The organism is Streptomyces sp. N35, assembly GCF_016464295.1.
Lineage (GTDB): Bacteria > Actinomycetota > Actinomycetes > Streptomycetales > Streptomycetaceae > Streptomyces.
In genome coordinates, this window is the sequence record NZ_JAEIMH010000099.1 from 16,909 (window position 1) to 31,626 (window position 14,718).

The following is a 14,718-nucleotide window of genomic DNA, read 5'->3' on the forward strand; positions in this document are numbered from 1 at the left end:
CCGGGCCCCGCGGCCGCCTCGGGCGCTGATGTCACATCCCGGCCCCCCTCATCCGTCGGTACGTGAGAACAGCAACCGCGAACAGGGAGAGTGCAGGTCATGGCCATGGGCAGGGACGGCATCACCATCATCGGCGGCGGGTTCGCCGGACTGACCGCCGCGATCACCGCAGCCGAGGCGGGCGCGCAGGTCGTCGTGCACGAGGCGCACCACACCCTCGGCGGCCGCGCCCGTACGACGGTGACCGGGCAGTACCGGACCAACGAGGGCCCCCACGCCCTCTACAACGGCGGCCCGCACTGGGCCTGGCTCAAGCAGCGCGGACTGCTCGGGCCGATCGCGTCGGTGCCGCCCCTCGAGGGCGCACGGTTCCGCTTCCGGCACGGTGACGCCCTGCGCCGTACGCCACCGTTCGCCATGCTGAAGCTGCTGCGCCGAGGCGTCGAACAGGCCCCGGTGGAACGGGACTTCCTCTCCTGGGCCGTCGAGCAGGTCGGAGAGGAGGGCGCCCGTGCCGCGGCCCACTACGCGGCGGTCGCGCTCTTCCACCACGACCCCGGCGCGCTCTCGGCCCGCTTCGTGCACGAGCGCCTGCGCCGTGCGGCCAAGCTGCCCCCGGAGGCGCACTACCCGGTCGGCGGCTGGTCCTGCGTCATCGAGAAGATGGCCGCGCACGCCTGGGACCTGGGCGTACGCATCGAGACGGCCTCGCGGCTCGCGGAACTCCCCGAGCACGGACCGGTGATCGTCGCCACCTCCCTCGACGCGGCCCGCCGCCTCATCGGCGATGACTCGCTGCGCTGGGAGAGCGGCCGCACGGCCCTCATCGACCTCGGCCTGCGTACGCGCCGCGGTGACGCCTTCATCGTCTCGGACCTCGACGAGCCGGGCTGGATCGAGCGCTTCACGGCCCAGGACCGCTCGCTCGCACCCCGCGGCGAACAGCTCGTCCAGGGCCAGATCCCGCTCGCCCCCGACGAGTCCCGCGCGGCCGCGATCGCCCGCGCCGAGCGGCTGCTCGACCTGGGCCTCCCGGGCTGGCGCGACCGTGTCACATGGCGCCGCGAGGCCCTCGCCGCCGGGCGCACCGGAGCGGTCGACCTGCCGGGCACGACCTGGCGGGACCGCCCGGCGGTGGACCGGGGCGACGGGATCTACCTGGCGGGGGACCAGGTGGCGGCGCCCGGGGTGCTGTCGGAGGTGTCGTTCACGAGCGGGGTGGAGGCGGCGCGGCTGGCGGTGGGGCGTGTATCCAGCCCCGCCGGCGTTTGAGGCGATCCGAACGAAGTCCGGATGCGGGGTCCTGGGCGGAGCCCCCACGCGGCGGAGCCGCACATGTCACAGCCGGGAAGGGGCGGGTAGGGGCGGGCAGGGGCGGGCAGGGGAAACCCGAAGCCTTGACCTCAACCAAACTTGAGGTTGAAGAGTGGGGCGCAGCACCAGTCAACCCAACGTCAGGGGAACCCCGTGCACGCCATCCGCCTCCACACCTTCGGCCCCGCCGAAAACCTCACGTACGAGAAGACCGACGACCCCGACCCGGGCCCGGGCCAGGTACGGATCACGGTCCGCGCAGCCGGCGTGCACCTCCTGGACACCGCCCTGCGCGAGGGCATCCAGGGCCCGGCCCCCGCGCCGGTCGAGCTCCCGACCATCCCCGGCCGCGAGGTCGCCGGCGTCGTCGACGCACTGGGTGAGGGGACCGACGCCCAGTGGCTGGGCAAACGCGTCGTCACCCACCTCGGCTTCGCCCCCGGCGGTTACGCCGAGCTCGCCGTGGTGGACGCCGCCCGCCTCCAGGAGATCCCCGAGGGCCTCGACGAGGCCGGGGCCGTCGCCCTCATCGGCACCGGCCGCACGGCCATGGGCATCGTCCAGTTCGCCGACCTGGACAAGGACTCGGTGGCGGTGATCCCCGCGGCGGCCGGTGGTCTCGGCACCTTCCTCGTCCAGTACGCGAAGTCCAAGGGCGCCACGGTCATCGGCCTGGCGGGCGGGGAGCGCAAGGCCGCTCTCGTACGGGAGAACGGCGCGGACCTGGCCGTCGACTACCTCGATCCCCAATGGCCCGCCGCTGTACGGGAGTTCCTGGGCCCGGACCGCCCGGCGACCGTCGTCTTCGACGGAGTGGGCGGCGAGACCGGCCGCGCGGCCGTCGGCCTGCTCGGCGAGGGCGGCAAGCACGTGGTCTTCGGCTGGACGGAATCGGGGCTCGGGGGCGGCCCGATCGACTTCGCGGACGGTGAACTCGCGGCCCGGGGCGTGGAGTCGGTCACAACCCTCGGCCCGGCGATGATGCAGAAGGCGGGCGGCGACAACCCGGTCCGCACCCTGGAGAACCGCGCCCTGGCGCTCGCCGCCGAGGGCGTCCTGCGCCCCGCGGTGACCCGCTTCCCGCTGGCGGAGGCCGCGGCCGCGCACCGCGCGCTGCAGGAGCGGGGGACGGTCGGCAAGGTGGTCCTGGAGCCGTGAGCCGCCGCCGCCGGCCGTGAGTCTCTGCTGCCCGCCGTGAGCCGCCGTTGTCAGTGGGGTGCGCCACCATGACCTCATGGCGCGCAAACCGACGACGACCGGGGCCCGGCGGCCCGAGTTCCACCTCCCCGAGCTGAGGGAGTTCGAGGAGGCGGGACTCGAACCCGACGGGGACTACGACGGGTTGGTGCTGCGCGGCCGGGACTTCGGCGGGCAGGACGCGCCGGGGACGCGGTTCATGGACTGTCTCGTGGAGGATTGCGCGTTCGACGAAGCGGGGCTGCAGCACGCGCGACTGATCGATACGCGGCTTTCGGGCGTACGGGGCGTGGGGACCGACCTGGGGGACGCGTCGCTGCGGGATGTGGAGCTGCTCGATGCCCGGATGGGCGGGGTGCAGCTGCACGGGGCGGTCCTGGAGCGGGTGGTGATCCGCGGCGGGAAGATCGACTATCTGAATCTGCGCAAGGCACGGCTGCGGGACGTCGTCTTCGAGGGCGTCGTGCTCGTGGAGCCGGACTTCGGCGGGGCCGGTCTGGAGCGGGTCGAGTTCGTCGACTGCGCCTTGAAGGCCGCGGACTTCACCGGCGTACGGATGAAGGACGTCGATCTGCGGCGGTGCGGGGAGCTGGAGATCGCGCGGGGTGTGGAGCGATTGTCGGGGGCGACGATCTCGCCCGCCCAACTCCTTGACCTGGCACCGGTGTTCGCGGCGGCGATCGGGGTGCGGGTGGAGGGGTAGGCGCTGGTGCTGGACGGCCGGTGGTGCGGGGCCGCCGGTGGGGGATAGCCGGCAGTGCGGGACCGCGGGTGGTGGGGCCTGGCGATAACCAGGGGCGGGGCCGCGGCCGCGTATGCCAGCATCCCGGTCTGAGCCCGCCCACCGAAGGACCGGTCATGCATTCCGTGGTTCTCGTCTGCCTGCCCTCGGACACCCGCCCCGAGGACATCGAGGCCGCCGTGGCGGACGCGCTGCTGCCGTACTCCATGGAGGCGGTGGTCGACCCTTGGCTCGACTACCAGACCGGCCCCCCGCACGAGCACTGGAGCGTCCACGACCGGGGCCTGCCCGCCGGGACCACCTGGGCCCAGGTCGCCCGGCTGCGCAACGAGGCATACCCCGGCCAGTCGCCCATGCTCGTGGACGACGACGGGCACGCGTACGTCGTCGCCACCTACAACCCGCACGGCGAATGGGACTGGTACCAGATCGGCGGCCGCTGGTCCGGCTACTTCCCGTGCCGGCCGCAGGCCGACGGAGATCCGCGGCTGGTGGCCGGCTCGCGGTCCTGGACCAACGAGGACCAGGCAGCCGAGCCACTGACCTGCGACGGCGGTCCGTTGCGGCTGCTCGATCTCGACGCGATGCGCCGGAGGAAGGGCGACGAGGCCGCCGCCTTGTACGACCTGTGGGAGTCGGCCGTGCGGGGGCTGCCCGCCGCGCAGCCGCTCAGCCACTTCCTCGAGCGGCATCAGGCCGACCCGGACGCGTACAGCAGGGACGAGGCCTGCGACGACTACCGGGCCCAGCCCGCCGTGGCGGCCGTGGCCGGGGTGCCCGCGCTGCCGATGATGGATCCGGTCGGCTACTTCGCCGCAGGGCGGGAGGCCTGTGTGCGTGAGGCGCGGGCCGGGGCGGTGGCCGGAGCCGTACTGCTCACCCTGGAGGGCGCGTGGATCGAGCGGCCGTGGGGTCTGGAGACGCCGGAGCCGGCCGAGACCGCGTACGTGGAGCGCGTCACCGCCTACCTCGAGGGCCTGGATCCGGACGCGTACGTCATCTGCGTGGACTGCCACTCCTGACGGCCTCTGCGTGGACTGCCACTCCTGACGGGCCCGGCCCTCAACAGGCGCGCTCGGGCCCGCCCCTCAACAGGCGCGCTCAGACCCGCGGAAACCGCGACAGCAGATCCCAGATCACCGGGTTCTCGCCCAGGTCCTCGTGCAGATCCACCAGGTCGGCCACCACGTCCTGAAGGAAGTCGCGGGCCTCGCGGCGCAGCAGGGAGTGGGAGAAGGTCAGGGGCGGGGTGTCGCCCGGGAGCCACTCCGCCTCGATCTCGACCCAGCCGAAGCGGCGCTCGAAGAGCAGGCGGTCGGAGGATTCGGTGAAGTCGAGTTCGGCGTACTGGGGGCGGGAGGCCCGACTGCCCATCGGGTCCTCGTCGAGGCGTTCCACGATGTCGCACAGCGCCCACGCGAAGTCGAGGACCGGGACCCATCCCCAGGCTGTGGACAGTTCCTCGTCCTTCTCCGTGTCCGCGAGGTAGACGTCACCGCAGAACAGGTCGTGCCGCAGGACGCGGACGTCCGCGCGGCGGTAGTCCAGCTGCGGGGGGTCGGGGAAGCGGTTGGAGAGGGCGTAGCCGATGTCGAGCACGTACGTGATCGTCCCACGCGCCGCGCCACGGCCCGCCCTCAGCCGAGCAGCCGCTGCTCCTTCGCCACCGACACGGCGCCCGCCCGGGTGTCCACGCCGAGCTTGTCGTAGATGCGGCCCAGGTGGGTCTTCACCGTGGCCTCGCTGATGAACAGGGCACGGGCGATGTCGCGGTTGCCCAGACCCTGCGCGAGCTGGCCGAGGATCTCCAGTTCGCGCTCGGTCAGCGTCGGCTGCGGGCTGCGCATCCGGGCCATCACACGGCTGGCCACCGGAGGCGAGAGCGTGGTGCGGCCCTCGGCCGCCGCGTGGATCGCGGCGAAGAGCTCCTCGGGACGCTCGGCCTTCAGCAGATAGCCCGTGGCGCCCGCGCCGATCGCCCGCGTGATGTCCGCGTCCGTGTCGTACGTGGTCAGGACCAGGACATGCACACCGGTGGGCGCGATCTGCCGGGTCGCCTCGACCCCGTCGATGCCCGCGCCCAGCTGGAGGTCCATCAGGACCACATCGGGCCGCAGCTTCTCCGCCAGCGCCACCGCCTCCTCACCGCTGCCGGCCTCGCCGACGACCTCGATCCCGGGCGCGCTGTCGAGCAGCGCGAGCAGGCCGGCGCGGACGACCACATGGTCGTCGCAGAGCAGCACGCGGATGGACGGGGTCTCGATCTCGGTCATGGGCGGTGCTCCAGGGGGATGGCGGCGGACAGGACGGTGCCCTCGCCGGGCGCGGACTCGACGGTCAGGATGCCTCCGAGCTGGCCCGCGCGGGCGCGGATCGCGGGCAGACCGTGCCCGCGTACACCGGTCGGCGTGACGCCCGCGGGGTCGAAGCCGCGGCCGTTGTCGGCGATGTCGAGGACGACCTGGTCGTCGAGGAACGTGAGGGTGAGCGCGGCGGCCGAAGCGCCGGAGTGCTCGGTGATGTTTGCGAGGGCGCCCTGCGCGATCCGCAGGAGCGCCGACTCCACGCGGTCGGGCAGCGCCCGCGCGGGTCCTTCGATACGGCAGCGCACGGCGAGCGTGTCCGTCGTCGACCGCTCGGCGAGCGCCGTCAGGGCCGCCGCGAGGCCGGCGCCCCCAGCCAGCTCGGCCGGGGCGAGGTCGGGCCCGGAGCGGCGGGCCTCCGCGAGGTTGCGGTCCGCGAAGGATCCGGCCGTACGGACATGGGTGCGGGCCTTGTCCGGGTCCGACTCCCATACGCGGTCGGCGGCCTGGAGCAGCATGCGCTGCGAGGACAGGCCCTGCGCGAGGGTGTCGTGGATCTCCATGGCGAGCCGCTGCCGCTCGGCGAGGGTGCCCTCGCGGCGCTGGATCGCGGCGAGGCGCTCGGACTGACGCCGCATATGGACGAAGACGGCGACCGCGAGGGCCGCTACCGCGGGCGGTGCGACCAGGAGATTGGGGTCGAACTCGTCGGCGAGACGCATCTGTGCGACCACCACGAACCCGGTCAGCAGGACGACCAGGCTGAGCGCCGGCCGTACGGGAAGGGTGCGCAGGCCCGTATAGAAGAGCGGCACCGCGCACCACGTGAAGCTGGGCGCGAGCAGCACCAGGACGACCCAGACGCCGACGACGGCGCCGAGCCAGAGCATCCAGCGCCCGGTGGGCCGGGCGCCGAGGGCGGGACCGAGCACGTACAGCAGCGCGAGCAGGACGCTGAACGCGATGATCCAGGGCGTCCGTGCCTCCCCGGGATGTCGCAGCAGGAAGCGGACGAGGGAGGCGCCGAGCAGCGCGAAGAAGGTGATGTGCATGATCCGCGCCAGCCAGCCGGCATCCGGATCATGGTCGGCGCTACCACCGCTGACCTGCTCTTTCAGCACCGCACACTCCCTTCGACCCTTCCATCGTGACCCCAAAGGTCCCTACCTGCGTCAACCGATCGGTTGACGCAGGTATACGCCGTACCGCGAGCCGACAGCAGCCGGTACGTCGACCATTCGGCCCCGGTTCCGGGCCCAGGATTGATCTCAGAGCGAGCCACCGAGGCACCTCACCCCGACTCATCGGAGCTCACCATGAAGAAGCTTTCGCTGCGCACCCGCGTTCTGACCGGTACCGCTGTCGCCGCCACCCTGGCCGCCGGCACCTTCGGCGCCGTGTCCGCCTCCGCCGCCGACAAGCCGGCCGAGGCCGCCAACAAGAACGTCATGCAGACGAACCACCTCACCATCGAGGCCGCGGCCAAGGCCGCCGACGCCGCCCTGGACGAGGCCAAGAAGCAGAACCAGCGCGTCTCCGTCGCGGTCGTCGACCGCAACGGCAACACCATCCTCACCATGCGTGGCGACGGTGCGGGCCCGCAGTCCTACGAGGCCGCCGAGAAGAAGGCGTTCACCGCCGTCTCCTGGAACGCCCCCACCTCCGAGCTGGTCAAGCGCCTCGAGTCCGCGCCGACCCTCAAGGACATCCCCGGCACCCTCTTCCTCGGTGGCGGCGCCCCCGTCGCCGCCAAGGGCGGCCCGATCGCGGGCATCGGCGTGGCCGGCGCCCCGTCCGGCGACATCGACGAGAAGATCGCCCAGGCCGGCGTCGCCGCACTGAACAAGTAAGCAGTCCGCTGAACGCGTAAGCAGTTCAAGCGGGTTGGGGTGAAGAGGGGTGCCGCTCCGCAACGGCGGCACCTCTCGCCCACTCCGCCCACCCTCTCGGTACCGCGCGGACCAAACCGCGCATAACCGCCATATGATCGCCGGATGCTCTCCCGTCCCGATCGCCGGGCGCCCCACCGCCCGGCAGTTCCCTTCGCACCCACGGCCCGCCAGGTCGTGGGCGCCGTCGTTTCCGGCCTGCTGCTCACGGCCTGCGCCGGCTCCGGAGTGCGGGGCACCCCGGGCGCCGCCGGCCTGCGCGATCCGTACTTCCGGCTGCTCGGCAACGGCGACTACGACGTCACGCACTACGGGATCGAGCTCGCGTACGACCCGGACGAGCGCGAGCTGACCGGCGAAGCCGTGATCACGGCGAAGGCCGGCAAGAGCCTGAGCGCCTTCAACCTCGACCTGCACGGTCTCGACGTCGAGTCCGTCACCGTCGACGACAAGGCCGCCCGCTTCAACCGCGCCGCCGACGAGCTCACCATCCGCCCCGACGACGAACTCCCCGAAGGCCGCACCTTCGTCACCCGCGTCCGCTACTCCGGCGAACCGCAGACGATCACCGACGAGGACGGCTCCGAAGAGGGCTGGCTGCCCACCGACGACGGTGCGCTCGCGCTCGGCGAACCGACCGGCTCCAAGGCCTGGTTCCCGGGCAACCACCACCCGAGCGACAAGGCCGCGTACGACATCGAGATCACTGTCCCCGAGGGCCTCGAGGCGATCTCCAACGGAGAGCTCACCTCCGAGAAGTCCACCGCGGGCCGCACCACCTTCACCTGGCACAGCGGCGAACCCATGGCGAGCTATCTCGCGACGGTCGCGATCGGCCCGTACGGGACGAAGACCTCGAAGACCGACGACGGCCTGCCCGTCTTCACGGCGGTCGATCCCGCCGAGGCGGAGCAGAGCGCCGACGTCCTTGCCCGGATCCCCGAGATCATGAAGTGGTCCGAGGGCCGTTTCGGCCCCTATCCCTTCTCCTCCACCGGCGCGATCGTCGACCGCGAGGGCGCCGCGGGCTATGCCCTGGAGACCCAGACCAAGCCCGTCTTCCCCGGCGCCCCCGACCTGGAGACCCTGGTCCACGAACTGGCCCACCAGTGGTACGGCAACTCCGTGACGCCGAAGAGCTGGCAGGACATGTGGCTCAACGAAGGATTCGCCACGTACGCGGAGTGGCTCTGGGAAGAGGACCACGGCGGCGACACCGCGCAGGAGACCTTCGACGCGCTCTACGAGGGCGACGACACCGAACTCTGGGCCTACCCGCCCGCCGAACCCACGGACGCCTCGGTGATCTCGGACGCCCCGGTCTACGGGCGCGGCGCGATGGTCCTGCACAAGATCCGCGAGTCGGTCGGCGACCGCACCTTCTTCGCCCTCATCAAGGGCTGGGCGGCCGAGTACCGCCACGGCAACGCGGATACGGCGGACTTCACGGCGTACGCGGAGAAGACGGCCGGCAGGAACCTGGACGCGGTGTGGGGCCCTTGGCTGTACGGGGAGGGGAAGCCCAAGTCGCCCTGAGTTCCGCGCCGTTCGCCCGCCCCTCTCCTCGCCTGCCCTGCGTCCGCCTACCCCTCCGTATGCCGCAGGATCTCCGGGACCGCCACGTCCCAGGCCACCTCGGGGATCTCATGTCCGGTCCGCTCCAGCGGCACGAGCCGCGCGCCCGGGATCGCCCGCGCGAGGGCCTGCCCGTGCTCGTACGGGAACATCGGGTCCTCGGTGCCGTGCAGGACCAGCGTCGGCGCGCTCACCGTGGCGAGCTCTTCGCGCGAGGCACCGCCGGAGCCGTCGAGCAGGAAGTGGTTCATCGCCGAGGCCATGGTCGCGGTGCGGTCGTGGACGCGGCCGATGAGCGCGCGCATGGCCTCCGTCTCGAAGATGCGCGAAGGCGCCGCGTACAGGCGGGCGTCCTCGACCAGGTAGTCGAGTACGGACTCCCGGTCGGACCAGTCGGGTTCGGGCGCCGGGGCGGAGAACGCGGCCTGGAGCTCCTTGGACATGGGCGGCAGGTCCTCGCCGCCCGCGGACGTCGACATCAGGGTGAGCGTGGCGACCCGGTCGGGGTGGGCCACCACCAGGGCCTGGGCGATGCCGCCGCCCATCGACAGACCGACGACATGGGCGCGGGCGACACCGAGGGCGTCGAGCACGCCCAGCGCGTCGGAGACGAGGTCCTCGCCCGTGTAGCCGGGAGCGCCGGGCTCGTAGCTCACGGACTCGCCCGTGTCGCGGTGGTCGTAACGGATGACGAACCGCGGGCCGGCCGCGAGCCGCTCGCAGAACGCGTCCTCCCACCAGTCCATCGAGGCCCCGCCGCCCATGATGAGCAGGACGGCGGGATCGGACCGGTCGCCGAACGTCTCCACGCACAGCTCGACTTGACCGACTTGCAGCAACTGCTTGTGGCGCGTCACGGATCTCCCCGTTTCAGTCGTCGATGGACTGGTACAGCGTGGCCCAGAAGTCATGGATCAGGCGCGGCGAACTCTGATTCGAGAGTCCGACCTGGGTGAACAGGATGCCGGTCACCTGGTTCTCCCGGTCGGCGTACGCCGTGGTGCCGGTGCCGCCGTCCCAGCCGAACTGGCCCACGGGCGCGTAGTCGCTGCGAAGCGTGCGCACCGCCATCCCGTAGCCCCAGCCGCCGTGCTGCCCCATGCCGGGCGCGATGTGCGCGACGCTCCGGTACATGGCGCTGCGGCCGGCGAGCAGCTCGGGCGGGAGACGGTTCGTCGTCATCAGCTCCACCGCCGCCCGCGACAGGATCCGCTCGCCGTTGTGCACACCGCCGTCGAGGAGCATCCGGAAGTACGCCTGGTAGTCGTCGACGGTGGAGACGAGGCCGCCGCCCGCGCCCTGGAACTCCGGCGGACTGCTGAGGCGGCCGCCCTCGGCCTCGTCCCAGACGTGGAACTCACCGGTCACCGGGTCGGGCCCGTACTGCGGAGGCAGCCGGTCTAGCTTCCCGGCGGGGACATGGAAGCCGGTGTCCTTCATGCCCAGCGGCTCGAGAACGCGCTCGCGCAGGAAGTCCTCGAAGGGACGGCCCGCGATCCGCGAGACCAGCACGCCGGTCACCTCGCTGGCGAGGTCGTACTGCCACCGCTCACCGGGCTGGTACTGCAGCGGCAGCTCGCCGAGGCGGCGCATCCACTCGTCCTGGTGCGGCGCGAGACCGGAGGCGACGCTGTAGTCGGTGGCCTCGAACGTGGCGGTCCTGATCGGCGACTGCATCAGCTCGAAGTCCATACCGAGCCCCATCGTGCAGGTCATCAAGTCCCGTACGGTGATCGGCCGGTTCGCCGGCACGGTCTCGTCGAGCGGTCCTTCGGGCCGCTTGAGCACCTTGCGGTCGGCGAGCTCGGGCAGCCACTCGTCCACCGGGTCGTCCAGGCGCATCCGGCACTCGTCGAGCAGCACCATCGTGGCGGCCATCGTGACCGGCTTGGACACCGAGGCCATCCGGAAGATCGTGTCCCGGCGCATCGGGGCGCCGCCCTCGTGGCGCATCGTGCCCAGGGCCTCGACATGCGTCTCGCCGCCACGGCTCACCAGGGCGACGAGCCCGGGGATCCGCTTCGACTCGATGTGCCGCTCCAGTACGCCGTGCAGCCGGTCGAGACCCGTGCGGGAGAAGCCCTTGCTGTTCGTGGACATGGTGAATCCCCTCGTCAGCGGCGCTCGTTCCGTCGGCGGCCCGGTCGGCCACCGCCCCGTCGAGCGGCGATGACCCGACCTTGCACCCTGACCCGAGGTCAACCTCAACCCCCTTTTTCCGTAGGGTCGTTCCCGTGACCGATCTCAGTGCAAGCCCTCGGCCGAAGGCCGGATGCACCATCAGTCAGGCAGCCGCGTTCGTCGGTGTCACGGTCAAGACCGTGCGGCACTATCACCGGCTCGGACTCGTCGAGGAACCCGGGCGCGACAGCTCCGGTTACCGGCGTTACGGCTCCGCGGACCTGCTCCGGCTCGTCCAGGTGCGGACGCTGGCCGCCGCGGGGGTGCCACTGGCCGAGATCGGCGAGCTGCTCGCTGCCGACTCCGAAGAGTTCACCGCGGCCATGGACGATGTGCACCGCCGGCTCACGGAACGGATCGACGAGCTGCTCGCGCGCCGCGACACCCTGCACCAACTGGCCCACGGAGACAGGGTTTTGCTGCCCGAGCGGGCCTGCGCGGTCCTGGACCGGCTCACCGGCCTCGGCTTCAGCCCCGACTATGTGGACACCCAGCGCGAAGCCCTCGTGCTGGCGCGAGCGGTGGCCCCCGAAGTCTTCGACACGTTCCTGTCCCACCTCGAACACCGGCTCGGTTCGCCCGAGTTCGTCGACCTGACCAAGCGCAGCTGGGAGGCGCGGACGTGGGACCGCGACGATCCGCGGATCGAGGATCTGGCGGCCGAGGTGGCCGACAACCTGCTTGCCGACCGTTCGTCGCTGACGATGCCGCCCGCGAGCCGCAAGCGCTCCGACGCCACCTCCCGGTACGCGGTGGTCAACCGCCACCGGGAGGACCAGTCGCCGGCCATCGCCCGCCTGAACGCTCTGGTCGAGGCGAGGCTGCGCGCGGCCGGCATCGAGGTACCGGGACGGTGACGGCCTGCCTGCGGCGCGGGACGGTGACGGCCGGTCCGCGGCGCGGGCCGGTGGGGCCGGCCCGCGGACCGGGCCTCAGAGCTCCTTGCGCAGGATCGCGCACGGCCGGTTCCGCCGGCGGTCCTCGCGGTGGCCGATGACGAGATAGCCGAGCGCGGACCAGAACGCCATCGCCCGGGGGTTGTTCTGCAGCACGGCCAGCTTCACCGCCGCGCGCCCGTCCGCACGGAAACGGTCCTCGACCAGCTGCGCCAGCCGGCGCCCGTATCCCTGCCGTTGGGGCGCGACCATCAGAAGCCCGATCCACGGGTCGGGGTCGGCCGGGTCAGGGTGGTGCGCGAGGGTGATCGCGATCCCGGTCAGCCGGCCCTCGCTGCGGGCGAGCAGCACCTCGGTGCCCGGATGCCGCAGCTCACGGGCGAGCTCGGTGGCGACCTGGCCGATCCGGATGTCGTCCGGATCGGGGAAGTCACCGCTGAGCGCGAAGAAGTGCCGGTTGGCGGCGTACAGCTCGGTGACCTCGGTGAGCAGGGCGCCGGGCAGCGCGCCGTCCACGGGGGTGAGCCGGTCGAGGATCATGCGGCAAGGGTACGTACGCGGCGGGCCGCGGGCCTTCGGGCCGCCTCACGCGCTCCCCACCCTCGCCCGTCCCCGCACGGGATCCCGCCGAAAACGGGCCGGGCCCCCGGCGATCAAGCCGAGGGCCCAGCACACGTCAACGAGCCGAGCGGACTCAGAGGTTGACGCCGAAGTCCTGCGCGATGCCCGCGAGGCCCGAGGCGTAGCCCTGGCCGACGGCGCGGAACTTCCACTCCGCACCGTTGCGGTACAGCTCGCCGAAGACCATCGCGGTCTCGGTGGCCGCGTCCTCGGAGAGGTCGTAGCGCGCGATCTCGGTGCCGCCCGCCTGGTTGACGATGCGGATGTACGCGTTGCGCACCTGGCCGAAGTTCTGCGAGCGGGACTCCGCGTCGTAGATCGAGACCGGGAAGACGATCTTGTCGACGTCGGCGGGCAGGGCCGCCAGGTTGACGTTGATCGCCTCGTCGTCGCCCGCGCCCTCACCCGAGCGGTTGTCGCCGGTGTGGACGATGGACTGGTCCGGCGTCGCCTTGTTGTTGAAGAAGACGAAGTGGCCGTCCGAGTAGACCTTGCCGTCAGCCTTGACCGCGATCGCCGAGGCGTCCAGGTCGAAGTCCGTGCCGGTGGTGGTACGGACGTCCCAGCCGAGGCCCACGGTGACAGCGGTCAGGCCCGGTGCCTCCTTGGTCAGCGAGACATTGCCGCCCTTGGACAGGCTTACAGCCATGGAGGTCCCTTTCCCCTAAATGTGTATGCGGGTGCTGCGAGTCGTCCCCGAAGCTACCCTCACCCCCTCCAACGCATCCGTCGCGGTCCTGGTTCCCGTACGAATCCCGTACCCGACCTGTTCGAGACCGGTGGGCAAGTGGACTAGACCTTTCATACGGGTACGCGCCACACTGTCCCCGTGAGACATGTCATCGCCCTCGACGTGGGCGGCACCGGAATGAAAGCCGCCCTGGTCGGGGCGGATGGCGCACTGCTGCACGAGGCCCGCCGCCGTACCGGACGCGAACGCGGCGCCCAGGCGGTGATCGAGTCGATCCTCGACTTCGCGGCCGAGCTGCGCGCGTACGGCGAACAGAAGTACGGGCAGCGGGCCGAGGCCGCGGGAGTGGCGATCCCCGGGATCGTCGACACCGAGCGGGGTATCGCGCTCTTCGCCGCCAACCTGGGCTGGGAGAACGTACCGCTCAGGGACCTGCTGCACGAGCGGCTCGGCATCCCCGTGGCGCTCGGCCACGACGTCCGCACCGGCGGCCTCGCCGAAGGGCGGATCGGGGCCGGCCGGGGTGCCGCCCGGTTCCTGTTCCTGCCGCTGGGCACCGGGATCGCCGGCGCCATCGGCATCGACGGGGTCATCGAGCCCGGCGCGCACGGCAGCGCGGGCGAGATCGGCCACATCGTCGTACGCCCGGGCGGTACCCCCTGCGGCTGCCGCCAGCGCGGCTGCCTGGAGCGGTACGCCAGCGCCTCCGCCGTGACCGAGGCCTGGGCCGAGGCCAGTGGCGACCCCGACGCGGACGCCGCCGACTGCGCCAAGGCGGTCGAATCCGGCGATCCGCGGGCCGTCGAGGTCTGGCAGCACGCGATCGACGCGCTCGCCGACGGCCTGGTCACCGCCGTCACCCTGCTCGACCCCCGCACGCTGATCATCGGTGGCGGACTGGCCGAAGCCGGGGAAACCTTGTTCACACCGCTGCGGGCGGCCGTCGAGGAGCGGATCACGTTCCAGTCGCTGCCGGCGATCGTCCCCGCTGCCCTCGGGGACACCGCGGGCCGCCTGGGCGCGGGGCTCCTCGCCTGGGACCTGCTCGAAGCCGAGGGGCGCCGTCCCGAAGCCGGGGCCGACGGGCCCGCCCCTGGAACCGACGCCCACGTACCGACCCAGTCCACGGAGGTAACCGCCTGATGGCCGTACGCAAGGTACTCACCGGCGCCCGGGTGGTGCTGCCCACCGGAACCGTCACCGACGGCCGGGTCATCGTCGACGACGCGGGCCGGATCGCCCGCGCCGCCGGGCCGGACGCCCCCGCCGCCGGCCTGGCCGGCCACCGGGGGGTGCCCCGGTTCGTGGG

15 protein-coding genes and 1 pseudogene are annotated in these 14,718 nt (G+C 72.1%); 9 read left to right on the top strand and 7 right to left on the bottom strand.

All coding sequences use genetic code 11. The annotated features are described in order from the left end of the window. Positions 1–99 precede the first annotated feature (99 nt). From JAO81_RS36005 to JAO81_RS36020, 4 genes are all read left to right on the top strand, one after another. Positions 100–1,272 carry an NAD(P)-binding protein gene (locus JAO81_RS36005; protein WP_374194394.1) on the top strand — a complete coding sequence of 391 codons (1,173 nt, stop codon included), beginning with the start codon at positions 100–102 and terminating at the stop codon, positions 1,270–1,272. 195 nt (positions 1,273–1,467) lie between these two features. Next, positions 1,468–2,472 carry a zinc-binding dehydrogenase gene (locus tag JAO81_RS36010; RefSeq protein ID WP_199552204.1) on the top strand — a complete coding sequence of 335 codons (1,005 nt, stop codon included), beginning with the start codon at positions 1,468–1,470 and terminating at the stop codon, positions 2,470–2,472. Positions 2,473–2,548: 76 nt separating this feature from the next. Further along, entirely contained in the window at positions 2,549–3,214 is a 666-nt protein-coding gene (locus JAO81_RS36015; protein ID WP_199552205.1) for a pentapeptide repeat-containing protein, read from the top strand. 155 nt (positions 3,215–3,369) lie between these two features. Continuing rightward, positions 3,370–4,275 carry a hypothetical protein gene (locus tag JAO81_RS36020; RefSeq protein ID WP_199552206.1) on the top strand — a complete coding sequence of 302 codons (906 nt, stop codon included), beginning with the start codon at positions 3,370–3,372 and terminating at the stop codon, positions 4,273–4,275. A 79-nt stretch (positions 4,276–4,354) separates the two neighbouring features. On the opposite strand, the gene JAO81_RS36025 is transcribed toward JAO81_RS36020, so the two are convergent. From JAO81_RS36025 to JAO81_RS36035, 3 genes are read right to left on the bottom strand one after another with little or no spacing between them, the layout of a single operon-like run. Continuing rightward, on the bottom strand, positions 4,355–4,852 hold the full coding sequence (locus tag JAO81_RS36025; RefSeq protein ID WP_199552207.1) for a hypothetical protein: 498 nt from the start codon (positions 4,850–4,852) through the stop codon (positions 4,355–4,357). Between the two features lie 38 nt (positions 4,853–4,890). Beyond that, positions 4,891–5,526, bottom strand: a complete 636-nt coding sequence (locus tag JAO81_RS36030; RefSeq protein WP_199552208.1) for a response regulator transcription factor — start codon at positions 5,524–5,526, stop codon at positions 4,891–4,893. Further along, on the bottom strand, positions 5,523–6,677 hold the full coding sequence (locus tag JAO81_RS36035) for a sensor histidine kinase (protein WP_307814069.1): 1,155 nt from the start codon (positions 6,675–6,677) through the stop codon (positions 5,523–5,525). The genes JAO81_RS36030 and JAO81_RS36035 overlap by 4 nt, the downstream gene beginning before the upstream one ends. A 195-nt stretch (positions 6,678–6,872) precedes the next feature. Between JAO81_RS36035 and JAO81_RS36040 the strand changes: the two genes are divergently transcribed. Both JAO81_RS36040 and JAO81_RS36045 read left to right on the top strand, forming a co-directional pair. Beyond that, entirely contained in the window at positions 6,873–7,406 is a 534-nt protein-coding gene (locus JAO81_RS36040) for a heme-binding protein (RefSeq protein WP_199552209.1), read from the top strand. A gap of 144 nt (positions 7,407–7,550) precedes the next feature. Beyond that, positions 7,551–8,981: a M1 family metallopeptidase gene (locus tag JAO81_RS36045; RefSeq protein WP_199552210.1), complete on the top strand. Its 1,431-nt coding sequence runs from the start codon at positions 7,551–7,553 to the stop codon at positions 8,979–8,981. 47 nt (positions 8,982–9,028) lie between these two features. Here the strand turns inward: JAO81_RS36045 and JAO81_RS36050 are convergent, their stop codons facing one another. Together JAO81_RS36050 and JAO81_RS36055 are read right to left on the bottom strand one after the other, a co-directional pair. Then, positions 9,029–9,877: an alpha/beta hydrolase gene (locus JAO81_RS36050; RefSeq protein WP_307814070.1), complete on the bottom strand. Its 849-nt coding sequence runs from the start codon at positions 9,875–9,877 to the stop codon at positions 9,029–9,031. 13 nt (positions 9,878–9,890) lie between these two features. Further along, positions 9,891–11,120, bottom strand: coding sequence for a serine hydrolase (locus JAO81_RS36055; protein WP_199552212.1), 1,230 nt, complete (start codon positions 11,118–11,120; stop codon positions 9,891–9,893). Positions 11,121–11,254: 134 nt separating this feature from the next. On the opposite strand from JAO81_RS36055, the gene JAO81_RS36060 reads away from it, so the two are divergent. Further along, positions 11,255–12,058 carry a MerR family transcriptional regulator gene (locus JAO81_RS36060; protein WP_199552213.1) on the top strand — a complete coding sequence of 268 codons (804 nt, stop codon included), beginning with the start codon at positions 11,255–11,257 and terminating at the stop codon, positions 12,056–12,058. A gap of 75 nt (positions 12,059–12,133) precedes the next feature. Here JAO81_RS36060 and JAO81_RS36065 read toward each other — a convergent pair whose 3' ends face one another. Then, on the bottom strand, positions 12,134–12,637 hold the full coding sequence (locus JAO81_RS36065; RefSeq protein WP_199552214.1) for an N-acetyltransferase: 504 nt from the start codon (positions 12,635–12,637) through the stop codon (positions 12,134–12,136). 154 nt (positions 12,638–12,791) lie between these two features. Continuing rightward, positions 12,792–13,367 carry a TerD family protein gene (locus JAO81_RS36070; protein WP_199552215.1) on the bottom strand — a complete coding sequence of 192 codons (576 nt, stop codon included), beginning with the start codon at positions 13,365–13,367 and terminating at the stop codon, positions 12,792–12,794. A gap of 180 nt (positions 13,368–13,547) precedes the next feature. On the opposite strand from JAO81_RS36070, the gene JAO81_RS36075 reads away from it, so the two are divergent. Then, the gene (locus JAO81_RS36075; protein ID WP_199552216.1) at positions 13,548–14,552 is read left to right on the top strand and encodes an ROK family protein; all 1,005 of its coding nucleotides are present in this window, start codon (positions 13,548–13,550) and stop codon (positions 14,550–14,552) included. Next, positions 14,552–14,718 (top strand): annotated as a pseudogene (locus tag JAO81_RS36080) (N-acetylglucosamine-6-phosphate deacetylase); the annotation flags it as partial. The gene JAO81_RS36075 and the pseudogene JAO81_RS36080, both read left to right, overlap by 1 nt.

What these genes read in the sequence shown, in the direction of transcription:
- JAO81_RS36030 (WP_199552208.1), bottom strand. Translation starts at nt 5,526, where the DNA reads ATGACCGAGATCGAGACCCCGTCCATCCGCGTGCTGCTCTGCGACGAC.
- JAO81_RS36055 (WP_199552212.1), bottom strand. Translation starts at nt 11,120, where the DNA reads ATGTCCACGAACAGCAAGGGCTTCTCCCGCACGGGTCTCGACCGGCTG.
- JAO81_RS36070 (WP_199552215.1), bottom strand. Translation starts at nt 13,367, where the DNA reads ATGGCTGTAAGCCTGTCCAAGGGCGGCAATGTCTCGCTGACCAAGGAG.
- JAO81_RS36045 (WP_199552210.1), top strand. Translation starts at nt 7,551, where the DNA reads ATGCTCTCCCGTCCCGATCGCCGGGCGCCCCACCGCCCGGCAGTTCCC.
- JAO81_RS36005 (WP_374194394.1), top strand. Translation starts at nt 100, where the DNA reads ATGGCCATGGGCAGGGACGGCATCACCATCATCGGCGGCGGGTTCGCC.
- JAO81_RS36040 (WP_199552209.1), top strand. Translation starts at nt 6,873, where the DNA reads ATGAAGAAGCTTTCGCTGCGCACCCGCGTTCTGACCGGTACCGCTGTC.
- JAO81_RS36020 (WP_199552206.1), top strand. Translation starts at nt 3,370, where the DNA reads ATGCATTCCGTGGTTCTCGTCTGCCTGCCCTCGGACACCCGCCCCGAG.
- JAO81_RS36065 (WP_199552214.1), bottom strand. Translation starts at nt 12,637, where the DNA reads ATGATCCTCGACCGGCTCACCCCCGTGGACGGCGCGCTGCCCGGCGCC.
- JAO81_RS36015 (WP_199552205.1), top strand. Translation starts at nt 2,549, where the DNA reads ATGGCGCGCAAACCGACGACGACCGGGGCCCGGCGGCCCGAGTTCCAC.